This is a genomic window from Enterococcus sp. 4E1_DIV0656, from assembly GCF_002140695.1.
GTDB classification, from domain to species: domain Bacteria; phylum Bacillota; class Bacilli; order Lactobacillales; family Enterococcaceae; genus Enterococcus_D; species Enterococcus_D entomosocium.
Genome location: NZ_NGLF01000001.1, coordinates 2,620,251 through 2,643,078, shown reverse-complemented (window position 1 = coordinate 2,643,078; position 22,828 = coordinate 2,620,251). Strand labels below are relative to the sequence as shown.

Annotated in this window: 20 protein-coding genes; 10 read left to right on the top strand and 10 right to left on the bottom strand. The window is 41.5% G+C overall.

The window, feature by feature from the left end; translation table 11 throughout:
- Nucleotides 1-15: 15 nt before the first annotated feature.
- The 3 genes from A5882_RS12485 to A5882_RS12475 all read right to left on the bottom strand — a co-directional run bounded on the left by A5882_RS12485 (nucleotide 16) and on the right by A5882_RS12475 (nucleotide 3,994).
- Nucleotides 16-2,505 (bottom strand): ATP-dependent DNA helicase, encoded by a 2,490-nt coding sequence (locus tag A5882_RS12485; protein ID WP_086372856.1) that lies wholly within the window; start codon nucleotides 2,503-2,505, stop codon nucleotides 16-18.
- Between the two features lie 259 nt (nucleotides 2,506-2,764).
- Nucleotides 2,765-3,301: a hypothetical protein gene (locus A5882_RS12480; RefSeq protein WP_016613385.1), complete on the bottom strand. Its 537-nt coding sequence runs from the start codon at nucleotides 3,299-3,301 to the stop codon at nucleotides 2,765-2,767.
- A 279-nt stretch (nucleotides 3,302-3,580) separates the two neighbouring features.
- On the bottom strand, nucleotides 3,581-3,994 hold the full coding sequence (locus A5882_RS12475) for a GNAT family N-acetyltransferase (protein ID WP_254908486.1): 414 nt from the start codon (nucleotides 3,992-3,994) through the stop codon (nucleotides 3,581-3,583).
- Nucleotides 3,995-4,092: 98 nt separating this feature from the next.
- On the opposite strand from A5882_RS12475, the gene A5882_RS12470 reads away from it, so the two are divergent.
- From A5882_RS12470 to A5882_RS12460, 3 genes are all read left to right on the top strand, one after another.
- Nucleotides 4,093-4,713, top strand: coding sequence for an MBL fold metallo-hydrolase (locus A5882_RS12470; protein ID WP_005236256.1), 621 nt, complete (start codon nucleotides 4,093-4,095; stop codon nucleotides 4,711-4,713).
- Nucleotides 4,714-4,747: 34 nt separating this feature from the next.
- Nucleotides 4,748-5,452, top strand: coding sequence for a histidine phosphatase family protein (locus tag A5882_RS12465; RefSeq protein WP_086372854.1), 705 nt, complete (start codon nucleotides 4,748-4,750; stop codon nucleotides 5,450-5,452).
- Nucleotides 5,453-5,600: 148 nt separating this feature from the next.
- Nucleotides 5,601-6,434 (top strand): undecaprenyl-diphosphate phosphatase, encoded by an 834-nt coding sequence (locus tag A5882_RS12460; RefSeq protein ID WP_005236259.1) that lies wholly within the window; start codon nucleotides 5,601-5,603, stop codon nucleotides 6,432-6,434.
- 74 nt (nucleotides 6,435-6,508) lie between these two features.
- Here A5882_RS12460 and A5882_RS12455 read toward each other — a convergent pair whose 3' ends face one another.
- Together A5882_RS12455 and A5882_RS12450 are read right to left on the bottom strand one after the other, a co-directional pair.
- Nucleotides 6,509-7,132 (bottom strand): DUF47 domain-containing protein, encoded by a 624-nt coding sequence (locus A5882_RS12455; RefSeq protein ID WP_008381351.1) that lies wholly within the window; start codon nucleotides 7,130-7,132, stop codon nucleotides 6,509-6,511.
- 12 nt (nucleotides 7,133-7,144) lie between these two features.
- Nucleotides 7,145-8,200 carry an inorganic phosphate transporter gene (locus A5882_RS12450; protein ID WP_005236263.1) on the bottom strand — a complete coding sequence of 352 codons (1,056 nt, stop codon included), beginning with the start codon at nucleotides 8,198-8,200 and terminating at the stop codon, nucleotides 7,145-7,147.
- 236 nt (nucleotides 8,201-8,436) lie between these two features.
- Between A5882_RS12450 and rpsT the strand changes: the two genes are divergently transcribed.
- Complete coding sequence (gene rpsT / locus A5882_RS12440; RefSeq protein ID WP_005230162.1) at nucleotides 8,437-8,691, top strand: 30S ribosomal protein S20; 255 nt, start codon at nucleotides 8,437-8,439, stop codon at nucleotides 8,689-8,691.
- Between the two features lie 52 nt (nucleotides 8,692-8,743).
- On the opposite strand, the gene holA is transcribed toward rpsT, so the two are convergent.
- The 4 genes from holA to A5882_RS12420 form a co-directional block, all read right to left on the bottom strand.
- Entirely contained in the window at nucleotides 8,744-9,763 is a 1,020-nt protein-coding gene (gene holA / locus A5882_RS12435) for a DNA polymerase III subunit delta (RefSeq protein WP_301389368.1), read from the bottom strand.
- 31 nt (nucleotides 9,764-9,794) lie between these two features.
- The gene (locus tag A5882_RS12430; protein WP_086299488.1) at nucleotides 9,795-12,038 is read right to left on the bottom strand and encodes a DNA internalization-related competence protein ComEC/Rec2; all 2,244 of its coding nucleotides are present in this window, start codon (nucleotides 12,036-12,038) and stop codon (nucleotides 9,795-9,797) included.
- Nucleotides 12,010-12,507, bottom strand: coding sequence for a ComE operon protein 2 (locus A5882_RS12425; protein ID WP_086299489.1), 498 nt, complete (start codon nucleotides 12,505-12,507; stop codon nucleotides 12,010-12,012). The genes A5882_RS12430 and A5882_RS12425 overlap by 29 nt, the downstream gene beginning before the upstream one ends.
- A 93-nt stretch (nucleotides 12,508-12,600) precedes the next feature.
- Nucleotides 12,601-13,242 (bottom strand): helix-hairpin-helix domain-containing protein, encoded by a 642-nt coding sequence (locus A5882_RS12420; protein WP_086299490.1) that lies wholly within the window; start codon nucleotides 13,240-13,242, stop codon nucleotides 12,601-12,603.
- Between the two features lie 371 nt (nucleotides 13,243-13,613).
- Between A5882_RS12420 and A5882_RS12415 the strand changes: the two genes are divergently transcribed.
- The 6 genes from A5882_RS12415 to A5882_RS12395 all read left to right on the top strand — a co-directional run bounded on the left by A5882_RS12415 (nucleotide 13,614) and on the right by A5882_RS12395 (nucleotide 20,096).
- Entirely contained in the window at nucleotides 13,614-15,386 is a 1,773-nt protein-coding gene (locus A5882_RS12415) for a sensor histidine kinase (protein WP_139843244.1), read from the top strand.
- Nucleotides 15,376-15,984: a response regulator transcription factor gene (locus A5882_RS12410; RefSeq protein ID WP_005236276.1), complete on the top strand. Its 609-nt coding sequence runs from the start codon at nucleotides 15,376-15,378 to the stop codon at nucleotides 15,982-15,984. The genes A5882_RS12415 and A5882_RS12410 overlap by 11 nt, the downstream gene beginning before the upstream one ends.
- 97 nt (nucleotides 15,985-16,081) lie before the next feature.
- A complete protein-coding gene (locus tag A5882_RS12405; RefSeq protein WP_086299492.1) occupies nucleotides 16,082-16,774 on the top strand; it encodes an ABC transporter ATP-binding protein in 693 nt (230 codons plus the stop codon).
- Between the two features lies 1 nt (nucleotide 16,775).
- A complete protein-coding gene (locus A5882_RS12400; protein ID WP_086299493.1) occupies nucleotides 16,776-19,055 on the top strand; it encodes an ABC transporter permease in 2,280 nt (759 codons plus the stop codon).
- 447 nt (nucleotides 19,056-19,502) lie between these two features.
- Complete coding sequence (locus A5882_RS20255; protein WP_005236285.1) at nucleotides 19,503-19,667, top strand: hypothetical protein; 165 nt, start codon at nucleotides 19,503-19,505, stop codon at nucleotides 19,665-19,667.
- A gap of 54 nt (nucleotides 19,668-19,721) precedes the next feature.
- On the top strand, nucleotides 19,722-20,096 hold the full coding sequence (locus A5882_RS12395) for a hypothetical protein (RefSeq protein WP_050790971.1): 375 nt from the start codon (nucleotides 19,722-19,724) through the stop codon (nucleotides 20,094-20,096).
- Nucleotides 20,097-20,220: 124 nt separating this feature from the next.
- Here the strand turns inward: A5882_RS12395 and A5882_RS12390 are convergent, their stop codons facing one another.
- The gene (locus A5882_RS12390; RefSeq protein ID WP_176462026.1) at nucleotides 20,221-22,812 is read right to left on the bottom strand and encodes a family 78 glycoside hydrolase catalytic domain; all 2,592 of its coding nucleotides are present in this window, start codon (nucleotides 22,810-22,812) and stop codon (nucleotides 20,221-20,223) included.
- Nucleotides 22,813-22,828 lie beyond the last annotated feature (16 nt).

The following is a 22,828-nucleotide window of genomic DNA, read 5'->3' as shown; positions in this document are numbered from 1 at the left end:
CTGAAAGCTCTGCTTCTAGTTTTTTTTTTGCCAAAAATGAGTCAATGCCTTTGATAACTCTTGCGGCCGACGAATGTTTAAGGCATGCTGCCAGTGCAGTGGGAAAAGTTCTTGGTAACGCGGTGTCCGAAAACGTTGATCCAGCAATAACACCACGCCGCGATCGCTGACATCCCGGATCACTCGACCGGCTGCTTGCAGGACTTTATTCATCCCGGGCAGCTGATAGGCATACGAAAAGCCAGCTGCTTTTTTCTCATCGTAATATTCCCGAATCAATTCTTGCTCGTGATTGATTTGCGGCAGTCCGACTCCTACCACTGCCGCACCGATCAAGCGATCGCCTTTCAAGTCGATCCCTTCAGAAAAAATTCCACCAAGGACACAAAATGCCACTAATGTTTTTGGCTGGCTCTCTTGTCCGTCTTGACTTGTTTCTAGCAGGGATGATCGTTGCCGCTCAAGAGATTGAAATTGTGCAAGAAACGCCTCGCGCTCTGCTTCGTTCATGGCTGTCCCCTGAATCAAGACCTCCACCTCTGGCGCCTGTTGGGAAAATGCTGCCGCCACATCATCCAAGTAACGATAAGAAGGGAAAAAGACCATATAGTTTCCCGCTTTCGCTACGGTCATTTGCTGGATTGCATCAACGATTGCAGGAATGTTGGCTTCACGTTGGCGATACGTTGTTTGGATATAGTCTGCAATAAAAATTCCCTGATTTTTCGGATCAAAAGGACTTGGCAGGCGATAGCGCAAAGCTTCATTGCCGCCTCCTAATACCTCTTGATAATAGGTCAAAGGAGTAAAGCTCGCAGAAAACAACAGGCTGGCCTTGCCCTTATCTAACACAGATTCCAAAAACGGCGCTGGTTCAATGCAAAATTGCCGTAGTTTGATATCATAGCGGTCGATCTCCACCGTCGTTTCGTAGTGATCATCATAAAATTCACTGATCTTCAAATAATGGTTAGCTTCAAAATACACTTGCAGCACTTCTTCTTGCAATTCATGCTCAGGATTTGCCGGCAACCATTCCTTCATCAATTCAGCTACTTTGTAGAGCTGATTGCCCATCGTTTCATGGGGAGCTGCTTGATGGTGGTATTCCCACTCTTCCTCTTTTGCTATTTGAGCAATAGCCGCAAATTCTTTGTCAACTTTGTTTAGGGCGCGTTTTAATTTTTGCTGGTCATTGGATAGTTTCTTCTTTAATTCCTTAAATGGCTGCCGGGTAATGGTTGCCGAATACATTTCTTTGGAACGGTTGACTAAGTTATGGGCCTCATCCACTAGAAAGAAATATTCTTCATCCGGCTCCTCAAAAAATCTTCGCAAATAAACGGTGGGATCAAACAAATAATTATAATCACCAATAATGACATCGCAAAAGACACTGACATCCAGTGAAAGCTCGAAGGGACAGACCGTATGTTTCTTTCCGTAGGTCTCGATCACTTCTCGGGTTATTTGGTTCTCGTGATGCAACAGATCCCATAGTGCTTCGTTGATTCGATTGTAATAGCCTTGCGCATACGCACAGTGTTCTGGCGTACAGTTTCGTTCATCTAAAAAACAGATTTTGTCTTTGGCGGTAATCGTGACACTTTTGGTTTCACTACCGTTGTCTGCTAACTTGCTCAGTGCATCTTCGGCCACTTGTCTGGTGATCGTCTTCGCCGTCAGATAAAAGACTCGATCAGCCCCTTCTTCCCCTAGCACTTTTAATGCGGGAAACAGCGTTGACATGGTTTTTCCAGTTCCAGTTGGAGCTTCCGCAAAAAGTCGCTTGCCATTTTTTAGTGTTTTATACGCCGCTGCTGCTAACTCTCGCTGCCCTTTGCGAAAGGTTTCAAAGGGAAAAGACAGCAGCTGCAAAGACGTATTGCGGACACGGCGCCAATTCTCTTGAAAAACTAACCATTTATGATATTCCTGAAGTAATTCTTCATAAAAAACAGCTAATTCTGAAAACTGAAATGTTCTTCTCGTACGGGTGGTCAGCTTTTCAGTGGTTTGATAATAAGTCAATTGTACGGCGATTCGATCGATGGGTCTCTTAGGATCATTACCTTCAGCAGTAGGTTCTGCTTCTGGTTTCTCTTGATTTTCACTGTCACTAAGCGCTGCTTGTTCATTTTCTTGTAGTAAAAACAAATAAGCATAAACCATTCCCTGGGCAAAAAACAAATCGATTTGATCTTCAGGGATATCTTCGAACGCTGGTTCTGAAGTTTTGATCTCATCGATCACCCAAGAATTAACAGTTGCATCAAAAAAGAGACCATCGGCACGTCCTTCGACAGTGATCGAATCTTTCTCAATTTGGCTTTCTCGTTTGAAAAAGACTTCTTTTTGATACCCATCCCCAGCCTCTTTTTGTAGTTGGCGATGGATACGGGCGCCTTCTTGCGCGGTATGATTACTGACTTTGCGGCTATCAATATCGCCTCGGCGCAAAATAAATTCTACGATTTTTCTAACCGCAACTTTTCCTTTATACACGTGTTCACCTTCTCGTTTGCCATTATAGCGGATAGATTACTTTTGGAAAAGCGAACAGAAACAGCTTTTCATCCTCTGCGGAGAGTATCCTATCCAAACAGGTTTTATCACCATGAAAAAACCACTTGCAACAAAACACCTACTCATCAGATAATTGACTTCATTTTTTCTTCCAGAAAATGGGTTTGGCGAAGGATTTACAAAAAAGCCTACTCTACTCACCTAAGCAAGTAAAGCAGGGCTATTTTTTGAAAGATATTTATTGATCGACTTGAATATCATAACTGACACCATTTTGGTCAAAAGCTTGTTGATTGTCTAGATCTAAGGTGAACTCAAAGGTCCGTCCATCTGCTTTTATCGTCAAATGCTTCCCTTCAACCGTGTATGATGCATCTTGATAGGTGATCTCATAAATTTGATAAGGGTCGTTGGACAACTGTACCTCTGAATGGGAAAAATGACGCTGAAAATCACTTTCGATTTGTCCTTCATACAAGGCAACATCACTAGAGCTGGCTGAACTATCTTCTAAATCTGCCATCGGCAAATACTGCTTAACGATCGTCAACTCATTCTCATGAAAATCATAAACCCCTTGGCTTTGCGGAAAGATGACACTCTCATCTTGGATCAGCATCAAATCAAGGTCGCCATTTTCAACCGTTTTTGAGGCGGAAGTAACAGTTTCAGAAACTTCTTTCGAATCGTTGATGGTTAGCTCCTCTTGGCCACAGCTCACTAAAGCGAGCGCGGCGAAGCATAGAGTGAAAAAAAATTGCAGGGATTTTTTCATAAAAACACCTTCTTACAAAAAGTTGAGGTATACCAATCAAAACTAACGCAAGATACAGATCACACACTTTCCTCGAAGTTGGTCACGAAGAATGTTCATGCTTTCGTCAAAAACTAGACCCGTTTCAAACGAATCAACGCTTTCTTATTTTAATTAGTATAACAGCAGTTTTTTGCTAATGCGGTTTCTTAGAAAAATTTTCGAATTCCCACAATAATTCTAAGCTTTTCTCTCATCAAACTATTGGTTATCCTTATCACCTGCCTGCAAAAGGGTTGATCACAGCATCTTCACGAAGTAAAGCCTATCCGTGCCAAGCACAGGTGTATCCGTAAGCACAGCAAACGGTTCGAAGCCGACTGCTTGGTAGAATTGCGGCGCTTGGTAGTCTTGGGTGGTAACCGTCACGGAACGACACCCCGCTTTTTTACCGTGATCAAAAAGTGCTTTTATCAATTGTTTCCCGATCCCCTGATTCTGATGGCTTGGATCAACTGCTAACAATTGAATATGGATCGTATTGCCTGTCCGTTTTCCAATCACCCCACCAAGTTGATCCTGATTGTCAAAAAAAGCAAATGAAAGCTGCTCTTGATCGGAAAAGGCACTCACTGCCTCTTTTTTTTTCGTTGAATGATTTAGCCATTGACAGACTGCCTGACGATTGTCTTCTGCGTTTATCGTTTTTATCATTAATTTTTCACTCCTAAAAACCTTTCTTTGTTTCCTCTTATACTTTAAGCTATACTTATAGTCAGACACAAGTATTTGTGATCCTAGGAGGTTTTAGCATGAAAATCATTGGTTTAGTGACAGGACCCGTTCAAGAAAATTGTTACCTAATTTGGAAAGAAGATGTTTTGTTGATTATTGATCCTGGAGCAGAAGCAGCGAGATTGATCGCTGAGATCGAAAAAACAGGCGCAAAACCAGCAGCGATTTTATTGACCCACACTCATTATGACCATATCGGCGCAGTTGACCATTTGCGGGATTATTATCAGATCCCCGTTTACGTGAGTCCGCTTGAGCAAGGATGGCTAAGTGATCCTATGAAAAACCTTTCTGGCCGTCATCCTGAATTAGGAACCATCACCGCACGTCCAGCTGAATTCGAGCTAGAGTTGAAAGAGTACGAGATAGCTGGCATGTCCTTTAAGGTTGTTGCAACCCCGGGTCATTCCATTGGCAGCGTCAGTTTTATTTTTGACAATTTTGTCGTTTCCGGAGACGCCTTATTTAAAGGTAGCATTGGTCGGACAGACCTGCCAACCGGAAATTTGGAACAATTGCTGACCAGCATCCAAACGCAACTCTTTGTTTTACCGAATCAAATGGCGGTCTATCCTGGCCACGGAGAACCAACAACGATCGAAATTGAGAAACGGACCAATCCGTTTTTTAACGCATAAACGTATGACGAATCAAAAGGAGGAATAACTAGTTATGGCAAAGACGGAATTGTATGTCGTGCGTCACGGAAAAACAATGTTTAACACATTGCAGCGGGTGCAAGGCTGGTGTGACACACCATTGACTCGAACCGGTGAACAAGGCATCCACTATTTAGGCCTTGGGTTACGCGATGTGGATTTTGTAGAAGCAGTATCCAGTGACAGCGGTCGAGCGATTGAAACCATGCGTCTGATACTGGGTGAACATGTCAGAGGACCGGAGATCCCTTATCACATCGACAAACGGATTCGTGAATGGTGCTTTGGCTCCCTTGAAGGGGCATATGATGCAGAAATGTGGGGCGTTCTGCCGCGGATTCTTGATTTTCCTGATTATGATGAGATGATTGCTAATCATGTCACGTTTGAGGCGATCGCCAATGCGGTCTACCACGCCGATACAGCCAATTGGGCGGAAACCTTTGATGTTTTGACCGAACGTGTCAAAACAGGGTTTGAAGATATCGCCTATCGCGTTGAGAAAAAAGGCGGCGGCAATGCGTTAGTTGTGTCTCACGGCTTAACGATCGCTTTTCTTTTGCATCTGATCAATGATGAGAACAATGTTCGTATGGATATTGAAAATGGTTCGGTCACTCGACTGATCTACGAAGACGGCAGCTTTACCATCGCCGAAGTTGGTAACACAGAATACATCAAAAAAGGCTTAGCGCTCTCTCAAGAGCTTTTGTCCTAAGAGAAACCTCTGACGGCTAATCAATTTCTTCAAGAAAGGAGCAGTTTTTGTTTTAAAAACTGCCCTCTTTTTTTAGGAAAAAGATTGGTATTCGAATCAGGAAACGGTATACTAAGAGTTGTATTTTGTCATAGAAAGGACTGGACCAATGTTTTTTACAAATTTTATAAAAGCGATTTTATTTGGGATCATTGAAGGGATCACGGAATGGCTGCCAATTAGCAGCACTGGTCACTTGATTCTTGCCGACGAATTTATCGGTTTGAATGTTACCCCCGAATTTATGACGATGTTCAATGTTGTCATTCAATTGGGCGCGATACTAGCGGTCGTCTACTTATATTTCCATAAACTGAACCCTTTTTCCCCACAAAAAAATGAAATAGAGAAAAAAGATACGTGGACGTTATGGTTTAAAGTTATTGTTGCGGTCTTGCCATCGGTTATTATCGGATTGCCGTTAGATGATTGGTTAGATGCGCACTTCTACAACTTTTTCTCCGTTTCGATCGTCTTGATCGTTTATGGGATCGGCTTTATCGTAGTTGAAAAACGAAACAAGAATAAAGCACCGAAATGTACCGATTTGAACAAATTCACCTACAAAGCGGCCTTGATTGTCGGCATGTTCCAGGTATTGGCATTGATCCCAGGAACTTCTCGTTCTGGTGCTACTATCTTAGGTGCTATCATGATCGGCGCTTCTCGTTATGTTGCTGCTGAATTTTCATTTTTCTTAGGTATTCCCACCATGTTTGGTGCCAGTGCCTTGAAAATCTTCAAGTTTTTGAAAGATGGCAATGCCTTTGATTTCCAAGGAACCGTCATCTTATTAACAGGAACCATCGTCTCATTCATCGTTTCGATCATCGCGATCCGTTTCTTGATGAACTACATCAAGCGTAACGATTTTACCGTATTTGGATGGTATCGTATCGTTTTAGGAATCATTTTGATCGGCTATTGGCTGATCCAATTATAAGCAAAAAGAGCAACTCTTGTGGCACTTACCTGCCCAAGAGTTGCTCTTTTTTTGTTTGAAAGGTCTCTAGTTCCTCACGTGTTTTTGATTACCATACCGTCAATAATATCCACCGCACTTTCGGTGTCGTTGATAATTGATTCAAAACGATCATAAACATCTTTCCATTTAATGATTTCAAGAACGTCCGTTTCGTCTGTGAATAACGCTTTTTTCATTTTTGAATACAAACGGTCTGCTTCTGATTCAATCGTATTCACATCATTAATCATTTGACGCAATGTTTTTGAATTTTTGAACTTAGGAAATTCTTTTAAGGCCGTTTCAACGCCTTGTGTCGCTTGAACGATCATTCCAGCAAATAAGTTGGTTTCAGGGCGGATCTTCGTAATGACCAAATTCTCAAATAAATAAGTCAGTCCCATAATGCCATCCAAAATATCATCTAGACGCTCTGAAATGACTAGGATGTCCTCGCGATCGATAGGGGTGATAAATGAATCATATAACTCATTGGTTAGCTCAGCGATCACTTTATCCCCTTCTTTTTCCAAAGCATGAATCTCAGCTGCTGCTTCGGTCAATGCTCGTTCAGAATAATCGTTGATCAAAAGCGAAAAACGTTTGGCAGCTAAATGGCCGTTCGTCGCCAACTGCTCCATTGCTGCAAAATAATCGAATCCTTTTTTTCGTGCCATTACTTTCTCTCCTCACAAAATTAGCAATAAAAATTTGACCATTAGAAACGCAATCAATCCACAGCCAGGAAAGGTTAAAATCCAAGCATAGATCATTTCTTTTACAATGCGCCAATCAACGCTAGAAAAACGCCGAGACGCTCCAACGCCCATGATAGCGGTCGTTTTCGTGTGCGTTGTTGAAACCGGGATACCAAATACGGAAGACAAGAACAAACAGATTGCTGCAGTAACATCTGCAGAAAAGCCTTGGTATTTTTCCAGTTTTACCATATCCATCCCCACTGATTTAATGATCTTCATCCCACCGACCGATGTACCGATCCCCATGGTCAAGGAACAAAGAACCATCACCCACAGTGGGATGGCAAAGCCATTGCCGGTCTTTTCAGCAAGATTGTTGTAAAAAAGGCCTAACATGAACACACCCATGAATTTTTGTCCATCTTGGGCACCATGCAAGAAGGCATTGGCACCAGCCGCGATGGCTTGACCAACCGTAAAAATTTTGTTGGCTTTTCGCCGTTGGGTATCGCGAAAGAGCCATACGATCAGTTTCGTGATCAAAAATCCACCAATAAACCCCATTAACGTAGACACAACGAGACCGATTAAGACTTTCATCCATTCTTCACCGTTGACTGCATGTAAACCACCCAGAGCCATGGCAGCCCCTGTCAATCCCGCAATCAATGCGTGAGATTCACTGGTTGGGATCCCAAAATACCAAGCTGCGACCGTCCAAACAACAATTGAAAACAAGGCAGCGGCTAATGCGATCTGTGAGACCCGAAAACTCCCGCCTGAGTCAAAAGTCACAATATTACTGATGGTTTCTGCAACTTGCGCATTAAAATACGTCATCACCAGCACACCTAAGAAATTCATGACGACTGCCATGCCAATGGCGATATTCGGGCGTAAGACTCTCGTGGAGACAGCGGTTGCAATAGCATTCGGTGCATCCGTCCACCCGTTGACGAAAATCACCCCTAATGACAAGACAATCGTTAGAAACAAAGCGATATTCACATAGATTCCCCCATTTAAAAATTCCGAAGTAATCATAGCATAGAAAGCTCTTTCTGTGTAAACTTTTTATAACTATTCAGTAAAAAATGTGTAAAGAAGCATTTTTCAAAACCATAAAGCAAAAAATAGCACGGCCAAAAAACAAATTTTTGTGTTAAGTAAAATTTCTTTACAACTTTTATTGCAATCACTCTTGGCATTAGGTATAATGACTAGTGTTGATTTATACGTTTTCTAAACGTAATTGAACTTTTTTTTCGGAGGTGAAATACATGCCAAACATTGAATCTGCAATCAAACGTGTTCGCACAAGCGAAGCGGCTAATGCTAAGAATTCATCTCAAGTAAGCACAATGCGTACAGCAATCAAAAAATTTGATCAAGCTGTTGAAGCTGGTGCTGATAACGTAGATGCGTTATATAAAGATGCTGTTAAAGCAATCGATATGGCTGAGACTAAAGGATTGATCCACAAGAACAAAGCTAGTCGCGACAAATCTCGTTTAAGTAAAAAAATTGCAAAATAAGCAAATTAAGAAAGGCGCAGCAATCATCGATTGCTGCGCCTTTCTTTTTGACTTACTGTTTGCCATGTTTTAAAACAAATAGCTGGAACAAATACTCTTTGTCCATCTGGCCACTTTTTACTAAGTAATCATTTTCGATCAATTCGTTATAGAGTGCCGCTAATTGCTTTTCTCCAAAGCCTCGCGCTTGCTGCATCGCTAACTTCACTCGGTACGGATGAATCCCCAACGTTTCTGCGATATTGGCTTGCTGGTAGCCAATTTTCATCAAAATCGCTGCCTGTAACAGTAGACGGACTTGGCTGATCAAAATAGCATTGATCTTGATCGTCTCTTCCCCTTGCAATAATAGATCGTCATACAAGCGCAACGCATCCGATACGTTCCCCTTTAAGACATCACTGGTTAATTCAAAGACATTATGTTCCAACGTCTTAGGGATCAACTGCAAGACGATCTCTTTCGTGATTTTATTGCCGTTTCCTGCATACAATCGTAGTTTCTGTAACTCCTGCATCGCTTTTGATAGTTGCAGATCCGTTAACCGTAAAAACAAATCAAACGCCTCTCGGCTCATCTCGATGCCATCATTGGCCAACGACTGTTGGAGATACTGACGCACGTCGGCTTCTTTCATAGGTGCGACATCAATCACAACTGCGGCTTTCTTCAGCTGCTTAGTAATTTTTTTCCGTTCATCTAATTTATCGACATCTGCAAAAATCACCATTACCGATGATTCCAATGGGTCTTTGATGTAATTCAAAAAATCATCTAGGTCATGCTCAGGTGCATTGCTCTTTTTTTCAGCCGTTAAGAAAAATGGCCGCTCAACGAAAAGTAATCGCTGATCGCCAAAAAAAGGCAACGATTGAGCTTCTTGGATCACCATATCAAGGGGATCTTTCTCCATGTCAAAGGAAGCAAAATTCAGATCATCTTTCCCAACGGAAAAACGCTCCAAAAAGGCCGTGCGAACTTGCTCTTGTAAAAACATTTCACTGCCGATGACTAGATAAATCGATTGCAACTCCTTGGTTCGAATTGCTTGCAACGCTTTTTGTAATTCCATCGTTCCCCCCGCTTTCATTCTTATCCTACCATTAGTCAATCGGATAGTCTAGCAGCGTTTTTATCAAAAATGATTGTTGTTTTTCAGACCAAATAAATTGGATCATGCCTTGCTGATCGGTTCGCAAAACGGTCTGATTTACCAACGTTTCAAGCACCTCTTCATGAGGATGCCCGTACCGATTGTTCCGTCCACTTGAAACGATCCCGAATTGGGGATCGATTGCCGCAACAAACTCAGGTGCCGTCGAGGTTCGACTGCCATGATGCCCTAGTTTCAATACATCAACTTTAAGATTCGGATAATCATGAATCAACTTTTTTTCCCCTGCTTGTTCGAGATCGCCAGTAAATAAAAATGTTTTATCCCCTACCTTGGTTTTAATCACCAGCGAATCTTCGTTTTGCCCTGCACCTGATTCTGGTGCCAATACTTGCAACTGAAGGAAATCACCCACTACTTGGCCAACCGTCGTCCAAACAACGCTTGTCTGCTTAGGCAGTTCGTTTAAAAGCTTGGCGATGCGGTGATCTTGTTCACTTCCTGGTACGAGATATAACGTTTCAACGGGGATCGCCTTCATCAAGGCTAGTGCGTCCCCCATATGGTCCGTGTCCCCATGAGTTAGAAACAAACCAGTAATCTTACTGACTCCCTCCCCTTTCAGAAAAGGAATCAATGTAGATTCCGCGGCAGCTTGTCGTTTGCGCTCTTGCCAGTTTTCTTTCGGAAAAGACAGTGAACCTCCAGTATCGATCACATAAACTTCGCGATTTTTTTCTGCCTGCAAAACGATACTATCGCCTTGACCAACATCGACATAACTAATGGTGGATAAAACGCGATTCTGCTGAAAGACGATTGGTACAACAAGCGAAAAACAGATCACCAGCAGCCACCTTTTCTTTTGGTAAAAGAGCATGCTGAACAAACAACAACTGCCAGCCAATCCTGCAGGAACGGCACCCACTGTTATCGATACGCCTCCTACAGCGCCCACGACAACTTCCATAAGCAGCAAAAGCCCTTCAAAAAGTGCAATCAGCCCACTGATGGTTGGAAAAAGAGTCCCAGTAACGAACATTAAGAAACAGGCTGGCAGCAAAACCATTTGAAAAAATGGTAAAAAGACAAACGTCAAAAAGCCCCCAAATAATGGGAATTCATAAAAGAGCGAGGCAATGACAGGCGCAGCCAGCACCGTGAGGAACTGACAGCGCCAAAACCACGTCAATCCGATTGGTCGCTGCATTACTATCAAGAAGGTCATCAAAAGACTTAGTTGCCCCGATGTTTGAAGCAATACTTTGGGATCAACGAATAAAAGAGCCGTTAAGACGATCCCATAATGATCACTTGCCGATAGCCGTTGTTGATAAAGAGTGGTCACTTGAGTAACCGACAATGCCAAGACAGCACGCCAGACACTAATGCCGCCGCCACAAATCCCAATTACGACCAAGAAAAAGACCCCCATTGGCAACAGCATTTCTTTTTGCGTAAACCCCAATCGGCAGAAGCATCCGCGAAACCATTTGAAAAATAAGACAACATGCATTCCTGAGATCGTAAAAAAATGCAATAAGCCACTCGCACGATACATTTGACGTACTTCTTGAAAGCCATGGTCTTTAAAACCAAAGAGCAACGCATTGATATAGGCAGCTGAGCGTTCAGGAAAGATTCGTTGAACAGAAGAAATAACATCTGCTCGAACTTTTGCAAGTGAAAAGCCTGCATCTGCTTCTTCCATCCCTACCATTTGCTCGATATGGACTGTGCCAATAATTGATCGACTAGCTAGATAAGCAGAATAGTCAAATCCATGGCGGTTTCGTGGTTTTTCAGGAAGAGAAAAAAATCCTTTCACCAGCAGCTTTCTCCCCCAATCGGATCGATTCTGCCATTGCTGTTTTTCAGTCTCTGAAGAAATTGTGTAACGGCCAATCACTTTACCTGCAGAGGATTTTGCTTCAAATGTAAGTAGATCGCCATTGATTTTGATCGTGTCTGGCAGCACATTGACTACCCCTTGATACTCACCTTCTTGTATGTTCCCAGTCCGAGAAAGAGAAACGCGGACACTTAACAGCAACAGTCCGACAAAACAAATCATGCACAAAAATGCTTGTCGTTTTAAGACAAGCATCCCGAAATAATAAAGTGCAATGAGTCCCAGTAAGATGGACTGCCGATAGTAAGCAGTCACCGAACAAGCAAAAATAATACTAAGAAATAAAAATGAATCAGTTCTCTTTTGTTGGTTGTGCATCATTCAGCACACCAAATGAAAGTTTTTCAAAATACACCGGATCGAGTTCAACTTGGTGGACGGAAGCACCTACTTGTTGAATCAATTCCATTGCATACTGATTGTTGCGATAGTCATTCAAATAATGGATCTTTTTGACCCCTGCTTGCAAAATTGCTTTCGTACAGGGAAGACAGGGAAAATGCGTCACATAGATTTCCGCATTGTCTGTTGATACCCCTAATTTTGCACATTGCAATAAGGCATTCATTTCTGCATGAATCGTCCGAATACAATGGTCATCGACAACATAACAGCCATCGTCAATGCAGTGTACATCGCCACTGACGGACCCGTTGTAGCCTCCAGCGATGATTCGGCGATCTTTGACTAATGTAGCGCCGACTTCAAGTCGGGAACACGTACTGCGTAAAGACAGTAATACAGCTTGTGCCATAAAATACTGGTCCCATGGGATTCTCGTATTGCTCATTCGTTTGCTCCTTTGTCATTGATTAGTTCTATTCTAATCGAATTTCTTGAATTTTCAACCGTCATTTCTTAGTATTTCTTACATTTATTTGGTTCAGTCCGCCACTGTAATCATCTCTTTCAAGGACTCAAAGGTCTTCTCTCCGATGCCTGTGATCTTTTTTAGGTCATCAATCTGTTTAAAAAAGCCATATTCTTCTCGGTAAGCGATGATTGCTTCTGCTTTTTTGGCACCCACACCCGGCAGTTCTTGCAGTTGCTGCGCATTGGCTTGATTCAGATTGATTTGTGTCACTGCTGTTTGGCTGCCACCTACTCCTGAACCATTCATCTCCATAAACGCTTGATCCTCTTTATGTGGGACGATCACCATCTGTTGATCTTGCAGCACTTGTGCTAAGTTTATGGCTGTTTCTAACGCCTCTTCTGTCAGACCACCTGCTTGTTCGATCAATTCATACATCCGCGCGCCTGATTTCAAGCGATAAATTCCCGGTTGGTGCACTTCCCCTTTGACATCTATAACGATCTCATACTCTTCATCGTGAAGACTATCTTCTTGAAGGGCTCCACCTTCCCCCATTTCAGACGATTGACCTGCTGCATCTGCCATTGAATGCCAGTTTGTTTCTTTTTTTTGCGAGAACGGTACAAACCAGATGATCAGCAATACCATCAAAACAGCACCACCAACTGCAAATCGCCAATAGTCTTTGAACAGCTTCCATCGATCCATTTTCACCACCTCATAGATGAAATACGCAGATAATTCAGTATTATTTGGAAAACGGAAAAATAAAGACGATCTTTTTGCAGCAAAAAAATGACGGAACCAATCATAGTGCTATTTTCATAGAATGCAAATTCTTAGACAAAATGACAATGTATTGCAGAATTAGGTTGCTGTTAAGGCAAATCTTCAAAAAGCGCTTGAATCAGATTGAAACTATTGATACACTATTTGATAAAAAATCACAGGGAAATGTTGGATGTCTAAAGTAACCCAGCGTCTCAAAGTCCATGGATAAGAATGCTGCCAATGATAATCACCCTTGTGATAAATTGAACATTTCATTTGAAATTTTTCACAAAAAAAAGGAGGCCGACTTGATTAAATCGTATAGATGGCAAATGATGCATATCTTACTGGGGAGTTTCTACCTAATCTTGATGATTTATTTCACTCACACTATTTATCAAACTACATATTTAGGCATTCGGGCTTACCAAATAAATGACGAATGGTTTATAAAACGTATTTATGATGGTGGTCTGGGAGCGGATACTTCGCTGCAAATCAATGATCAGCTAGTAGAGCTCGATGGAAATTTGCCAAAAGAGAATAAACAATTGACAAATTGGCTAGTTGTCGAGCAAATCAATTCACTCACGATCCAAAGAGAGCAGCAACGAATCACTTATCGCTTTGATTCGCCCAAAACATTTCTGCCGATATTTTTTACACTTTTAGCTTTTAGTGGATCGTTAGTTTTATTCTTGCTCTTTTTTTATCGAAAACAGCTTCTTTCAAAAAGATCACGGCTTTTTTATTTATGGCTCTTTGTATTTGCGTTTATTTTTTTAGCGGCGTTTCCTTCAAGTATTGGGAATACGTTAGGTAGAGTGATTTTGATTATCTCCTTATCCACTTTTCCATTTTTCTTGAATTCATTTTTGAAGATCAACAGCTCATATAAAATAAGCAATATAGGAATCTTTCCAGCACTGCTCCTCCTATTAAATCTAGCAGCAACCTGTTATGCCGCTTTTTTTCAGATTGGCTATGTACTCGCTGAATATTTAGCAGTCGGTTTTGTTTACAGCTTGATGCTACTGACGCTTGGCGAATATTGCTTCTCTTTTTTTAATAAAAGTCACAAAAAACATAGAACAGCTACCAAAGTCAACCTTCCAGTAATTCTATTTGTAAGTATTGCCCCTTTTCTTTTTTTATATGCATTCCCTATTGGATGGAGTGCACCTTACTATATGCTGGTATTTTTTATCTTTCTGCCTTTTATAGGAATTTTCCATCGCTTAGCAATTGATCGCGTCTTGAAATTTCGGTACCGTATCACAACCAGATCGATCTATCTGATACTCTCACTATTTTTAACGGTAATCGTCATTTTTATCAGCCAACTTAACGCTTACGTTCCTAATCTACTAATTATTCTTTATCTCTTCCTTTTAATATATACTCTTTTGCCACTTCTACAAGAATTATTCTATTTAGCAAGTCGCCATAATGAACCAATGAATTCACTAGATGTATTTTTAGCAGTTGAAAAAGAACGAGAGACAATTTCAAGCTATATTCACGATGGGATCATTCAAGAGATCATCCACTTGTTACGTCAAATTGAAAATGATAGACAAACAGTGCCAAAAGAAAAAATCATCCAGCAGCTTGATGAATTGATTTATGATTTAAGAGAACTTTGCTCAGATATATATCCTCTGCTTCTGCAAGAAATAGGATTAGAAAAAACATTGGCTTCTCTTTTCGTTCAAATACAGCAAAACCACCCTGTGCTCATACATTTTGCCTATGACCGAACCATCCATTCAGATTCACCTGAAATCAACAACTTCATCTTGCGCTCAGTCAAAGAATTGCTCAATAACAGTATTTTGCATGGACATGCAACAGAACTGATAATCACAAATGCAGTTGAGGATGATACAGTAGTATTCGAAATTAGTGATAACGGAACTTTTGGACAAGACTCTCTTAGTAAAGGTCCTCATTTCGGATTAAATGTAATTAAAGAAAAGCTTTCGTTATTGTCGGGTAGATTTGTCATTCACTACTCACCTACAACCATTCAGCTTAGAATTCCAAAAAATATTTTCGAAGGAGCAAACTATGCCGATTAAACTTGCATTGTTAGACGACCACGAACTCGTCCTTGAAGGAATCAAAAATACGCTGCAAAAAGAGCCCTCATTTTCGATTATAGGCGCATTTACAAAACCAACAGATTTTTTTCAAGCTATGGCAAACCAGTCAATTGATATTGTCCTCCTCGATATGATGCTGAAGGGCACGCATGCCTTTGAGCTGATTCCTCGTATTCACACCTTAACTGATGATACTTTGCCAAAAATAATTATGCTGTCGGGTTTTTATGAACCACTTCTTCATAAGCGTGCCTTTGAACTTGGTATATGGGCTTTTTTGAGAAAAGAAGCTTCGTATGATGAATTGATCACAACGATAAAAACGGTCTACCATGGCAATAAAGTTTCCCCTGAACACCTTTTTCTTGAAAAAGACATGCGTCTCTTAAGTGAGATAGAACGGCAAGTATTAGAATTGATTTCGCAGGAACAAACCAATGAAAAAATCGCAAAAAAACTATTTATCAGTCGCAGAACCGTCGAAAACCACGTTTCATCTATCTGCAATAAGTTGAACGTACAAACAAGGATCGGTGCTGTTCGAGAAGGAATCAAACTGAATTTAATCAAATGATGAACTCCGCAAAAAAACATTCGGATAATACGGATGTTTTTTTGTTTTTGCTTTATTAAGATAACAGTACATACAAGAAAACTTTAGGAGGATCAAAATGATCGAATTGAAACATATCAATAAATTTTATGGTGAAAATAATCGTAAAATCATTGCATTAAATGATGTGAGCCTCACGATCAATAAGGGTGAATTCACCATCATTTTAGGACCATCAGGCTCAGGAAAAAGCACTCTTTTAAACCTATTAGGCGGTATGGATCGTCCAAGCCAAGGAGAGTTTCGCATGGGAGAAAAAGAAATCTCTCATCTTTCTGATGAACAGCTTTCAGATTATCGGCGCGACGTCGTCGGTTTTGTCTTCCAGTTCTACAACTTGATTCCTAGCTTAACCGCTTTAGAAAATGTCGGCATTGCACAACAACTGAGTACAAATAATGAACCAGCCTCTCACTACCTTGAATCTGTAGGGTTATCCCATAGAAAAAATAATTTCCCTAACCAATTATCTGGCGGAGAAATGCAGCGAGTATCGATTGCACGTGCTTTGGCAAAAGCCCCAAAACTCTTACTTTGCGACGAACCAACTGGCGCTTTAGATTCACATACAGGGAAAAAAATATTATTTTTATTAAAAAAAGCTGCGGTGAATGTGGATACTGCTGTGGTGATGGTCACACATAATGCAGAGTTCGCTCAATATGCGGATAAAATTATTCATTTACATGACGGAAAAATCAAGTCGATTGAACAAAATAAGCCTCTGAAGGCAAAAACAAAGGAGTCTTGATATGAAATTTCTGTCTATAAAACTGGTTAGAGATCTTAAAAGAAATTGGACGCAATTCTTCTCCGTCTTCTTAATGGCGTTTCTAAGTGTCCTTGTATTTGTTGGGTTACAAGGTGTTTGGGGCGGTTTGGAAAAAAGCCTGGACAACTTTATTGATGCAAATGGTCTGGCAGATGCTTGGGTTTATGGTACTGGCTTTACTGAAAACGATATCCAATCAATCCAAGCACTAGATGGGATAGAAAAGACATTCTCTCAGTACGAATCTACAGTTTCTGATTTGACTAATCAAGCGACTTCCTCATCAACAGAACGCACTTTGACTCTTAGTGCACCACTTGGAAAACCTATCGCAGAGCCTTATTTCGTTCAAGGTACTACATTCCATGAATCCCCTGGCTTTGTTTGGATCAATCACGACTATGCACAGGCGAATGATCTTACCTTAAATCAATCACTGAGGATTATGGTTGACGGTCGCGAAATTGAATTGACCATAGCAGGGATGATTTTAACAACTGACAAGCTTTTCTTCACTGGTACACAAGAGTATATTGCCCCCGACCCGAAACGCTATGGCTACGGGATTTTATCAGAAGCGACTTTAGAAATGATGCTGGAGACATCCGTTTTACCTAACGTCGTCGAAGTCTCTGGGACTAACTCTCGCTTAAGAACCGAAATTGAATCGATTATGGGGGAACGCCATATTGCGTACTATGATCAAGCAACCTTGACGGAAGTTTCTGAAGCCTTGGGCCGCGTCACTCAAATTCGAAATCTATCCTTTATGTTTTCGTTCTTGTTTATCTTACTAGCAATTCTTGCAATGTATACAACGATCAAACGGTTGATTGATACCCAAACAAAAGAAATCGCAGTCCTTCAAGCGTTGGGGTTTTCAAATAGAACAATCGGGTTTCATTTCACTAGCTTCGGCTTGATCATCGGCAGCTTTGGCATCGCCGCTGGCTTGGCAGTAGCGCCCTTGCTTTCGCATTTTGTTTTAGAAACGCAAAAGAATATTCTATCTCTCCCACACTGGACAGTTTCCTACAATTCCCTTTCATTAATCGTTTGTCTGCTCGTGTTAATCATTTGTATGGCTTCTGCTTATTTTGCTTCTGATCAAGCATGTACTGGCCTGCCAGCGGACTTCCTTAGAGGGAATACAAAAGGCAAGAGTGCCCATTTGTTACTAGAAAAGCTTTCGTTCTTCTGGAACCCGTTAAGTTATGAAGCCAAATGGGGGTTTCGCGATGCTGCTTCTAACAAAATGAGAGTTTTAATGGGGATCATCGGAGTTGCTGGTGGTATGATGCTGATCACAGCCGGACTAGGCATGCCGCAATCCATCAACCACTTAGTTAACAAAGCTTATACAGAGGATTTTACTTATCATCAACGAATAAATACTAGTGATTCAGCATTTTTGGAAGAATCCTTTGGACAAGAGGTGCAAATTTTGCCTACCCGTTTTGCACCTGATGACGGCTACAATCGCTTACTGATGATCATTGATCAAGGGGATTTTGTTCATATGAAAACATCTGACAATGAGTTGATCACTCCTGGCGGTATTTATCTAACAGAAGGTTTTGCTAACAGAGCGGGCATTCAAAAAGGCGATCAAATAGAAGTCTTTCCTGCATTTCATGAAAGCTCATTTCGCTTTGAAGTATCTGGGATCATAACTAGTGAAACGAACCAAGGTGCTTATTTGTTAAAAAAAACTTGGCTGGAAGCTGGTGGGACTTTTCTGCCTCAGACGCTTTTAGTAGACGAGGAAACTGCTGAAGCATTGTCCGGCAATCCTGCAATCACATCAACGATTGCGCGACAAGATCAAATGGACAATGCGTATGAATTTGTTGATAGTCTAGGAGGGATCTTTACAATGATCATTGCTTTTGCAGTTTTGTTAGTCATCGTTGTCCTATACAATTTAGGGACGCTAAATTTTGTTGAACGAACTCGTGACTATACGACATTAAGCGTCCTTGGCTTTAGAAAAAAAGAACTTCGCCGAATCACCATGATTGAAAATGCTGCAACAACGATGGTTGGCTGGCTGATTGGAATTCCTGCAGGAAGTTGGTTCCTTTCACAGTATGTAAGCACCTTTTCAACCATTACGATTGAATACACCGCCCACTTCACCTGGATTAATGTCGCAATCGCCTCTATGATTGTTTGGCTTAGTTCGTTAAGTACAACATTTCTTGTCAGCCAACGGCTTAAAAAACTGGACTTGGTTTCTGCATTGAAAAATGTTGACTGATTCCCTACTAAAGAAGGCGCACCTATAATTGGTTTCTACAAGTACACCGTCTTTCTAACCTACTTAAACTTTTTTTTGGAGGTATCGGTATTTATAGCACTTCAGTTTTCTGCATCTCTTTTTTCTTCTCTGTTCATTGACCACGATTGCTGCTTTTTTAATCGAAAAAGTGAATTGGGGTCTCTTTGGTACTTTCGGTATGTACTGGCTCGGACTAATTTGTGACTCATCACTAATTTTTTTCGTCACTGACAGTCTCATTCGGATATCTGGGAATATAGGAACGATCAACATTTCTGAAAAAGGAAAGCCGCTGATTGGTATAGGGTCGATCGTTTTAATCATAAGCTACTTGATTTATGGGATTGTGTCGGCAAATCGTATTGTCCATACGACGTATAAAGTAAAGATTGACAAAAAAGTCCTCTAGAATCACTAAAGATCGTGATGTTTAGCGATTTACACTTAGGATATGTGAATGGTCAAGAAAGAGTTGCTCGAATCAACCAGCTTCATCCCGATATCGTATTAGTTGTTGGTGACTTTTCCGATGGCAATCTTCAGGCAATTTCAAACCCAAATCAACTCATCGAATCACTTCAACAATTATGATCAACTTATGGCAATTGCTTGATTTTGGGGAATCATGGTGCTGGAGCCACTTTCTTGCAAATGCTATCGTTTATCCAGGAAGCAGGAATCGAAATACTCTCTGATGAAGCAATTTTGCTCGACGAAGCTTTCTATCTTATTGGTCGCAAAGATCTTTCACCTATTGGTTATCAAGGAACGATGCTAAGAGCAGACTTGTCAGCTTTAGTCGCACCAGAGATGACTTCCTATCCTGGTATCCTCACGGATCATCAACCTTCGCCTCTGTCTGACTATCAAGATGTGGATCTCATCTTATCTAGACATACACATCATGGACAGCTTTTCCCTTTTAATTTAGTGACCAAGGCTTTTTACGAGATCGATTATGGTCACTTACAAGCAGCATCCGGTGAACAAATCATCGTCTCTTCTGGTGTTGGTACCTAGGGACCGCTTCTAAGACTAGGTACAACCAGTGAGATCGTCACAATCAACGTCACTTTTGATTAAAAAAAGTGTATAAAACAACCAGACAAACTTTCATAAAGATTGTCTGGTTGCTTTTAGTTGTCTATTCTTTTTCAAACAAACAGCAGATCCGCTGATGCCCCCCCTCATCCTCTATTTTCTCACTGACTATTCTAAAACCTTTCATCTGACTGATTTCATAGCCACATGTTCGTGGCAACTCCACCGTTAAGCGAACGGTACGATCAGTCTTTTCCCAGCTTAAAGCTACTAATCCAAACGTACTTTGTAAGGAGCCTTTGACATGGGCTATAGGTACATCGAATGCTGGTTGTATCAGTATCCCAGCGCTTGTCACCTGAATGCCTAATAAATGACGGACAAACCAATACCCATAAGAAGCAAACATGGCATGATTCAACGAACCCTCGTAAGTGGCTGAATGTTGCGGCGTTGGAAAATGTTCCATCAAAGTGCCATTTCCGCTTGCCAGCATTGCTGCATAACTAGGCGCAGATTTCCTCGTTAACCAATCAAAAATAATATCATTATAGCCAGCTTCAGCCAGCAACTGATAACTCCATGCCATCCCGAAGATGCCGAAAGAGAAAATACCCTCTTGCTGCTTGATCCGTTGTACTAGTTTTGGCAATATTCGTTTTTTCTCACTGAGTCCTGTCTTCATTGCAAAGATCATGCTAGACAAGGTGCCCGCACCGTATTGCTCATTTTCTTTAGAAAACTTCTGTTTGATTTGCAGTGTCGTGTACTGGATCGCTGCTGTCACTCGCTGACAATAGTCCTCTTTACCAATGATCCTCAAGTCGATCAATTCTTGGTAACGCTGTAGTAAAAGCAGATACATGCAGGCAGAGCAAAAGGACTGATCTGGCGAAGTAATAACCCCGTTTTGCTGAGTTTCATCAATTGCTCCCCAATCGCCGAGACAGCACTGGGCGATATAATCAAAATCAAAAGCGAGTAAATAGTTGAGATGCCTTTCCAACTGTGGACGCAGCTTGGCAACCGCTGCTTGTTTTCCATAGGTCTTCACCAAGGCCAAAGCAAGCTCTGAAACTACCAATTGCCACCCTAACGCACCACCACCATTTGATGGACCATTTGTCATGATTCCTACAAATGGCGCAGTTGCAGTCATTGCACCATCCGATCGTTGGTCGTTGGCAAAATCCCACAACACTTTTTCCAACAACGGCTCAATCGCCAGATCTGCCATCTGCGTTGGTAGTAACGCAACGATGTCCCCACCATAACCAAAGCGCTCACGAGTGCAGTCCTCAAAATAAGAGTGGATGTTGTTCAACCGCGTGGCTTGTCCAACCGCCCATAACTGATCCAAGAAAGGATCGGAGGTTTCAAGTGTCACCAACGATTTCACATCCGTATGCAAGCGATAGGCTTTGATTGCTCCTACAATCGCTTGAAGGTTGTCAGCAGGTTTCGTCTCGATCAACACATAGCGAAAGGAATGATACGTGTAACGGTTTTCAAAAACGAACGTCTTCGCTGCCGTTTTCTCAATGATGTCTCGTTGAACGATAGGATCATCTGGCTGCTTCCCTTCATAGGGATCGTAGACGCCATAAGTTCCACTGATCGTAGACGTATAATCAGGGCTGCCTTGCTCGTCTAATGTTTCTGCATAGCTGATTCTGATCCGACCAATGAAATCTTCCTCAAGAGTACAAGTAAATTGACCGCTGATGATTTGACCGAAGTCAATGAGCAGTCCCGCTGCAGTTTCGGTCATTTTTTGGGGAACGATCGATTGTGTGCGCTTGATTTTTGGAATAAAGCTTGGCTTAAAACGTCCCGCGGGTCCAGCAATTTGTACCGTTTTTCCTTCTGGACGAGGATCAGGTACATCGGTAACGATTTCTCCTATATAAAGATTGTTTTGCAAATAAGGCCCAAAACTACTTTGCCACTGATTGTCTGAGTAAATGTAGCGATTCTCTCCTCCATCATTTAACTGAAGCTCCCCCCAGAAACAGGGTTTGCCGATCGCTAGTTGTTTTCGGATGTTATACCGACCTAAAATCTCAATCGGAGCAGGGTTGTACCAGCCATTCGCAAGTTCAACTTCGATCCGATTGTCTCCCTCCTGTAAAAAATCAGTTAACTCATAAGTATCATAGTAGACGACTCGATCATAGTTCGTTACATCACTGTTTAAATAAACATCTGATACCGTTTTTCCATTAACAGACAAGCGATAAAAACCAAGCCCGCAGCAATCAATCACTGCATAGGAAGGACACTTTTCCAGTGTGAAAGAGCGAGACAAGCAGCTATTTTTCTCTTCTGAAAAGTAAAAACGTTCTTTTTTAATAGGATCATCTAAGCGAGTGATCCACTTGCCCATAGTTTCTTTAGGTTTCTCACGCTTTGCTATCGTGAAAAACACACTACTGTAACTGGTGACATCGTTTCCTGCTCCGGCGGTCAATTTGACTTGATATTTTTTTCGCTGCAGATGCTGTGGCAAGTGGACCGCCATTTTATTCTCAGAAGCGGCTATGTTGGAAACGTCATACACTGCTTGCTGCTGTTCATTGAAAATTTGCAATCGGTAGCCTTGGTGATTGGTCATCGACCATTCAATAAGGATCGGATCATTTAAATCCACTGTTAATGGCTTTGTCATTCCGTTGATGGTTATCGTTTCTTTCATAAGCTGCTCCTTTCGT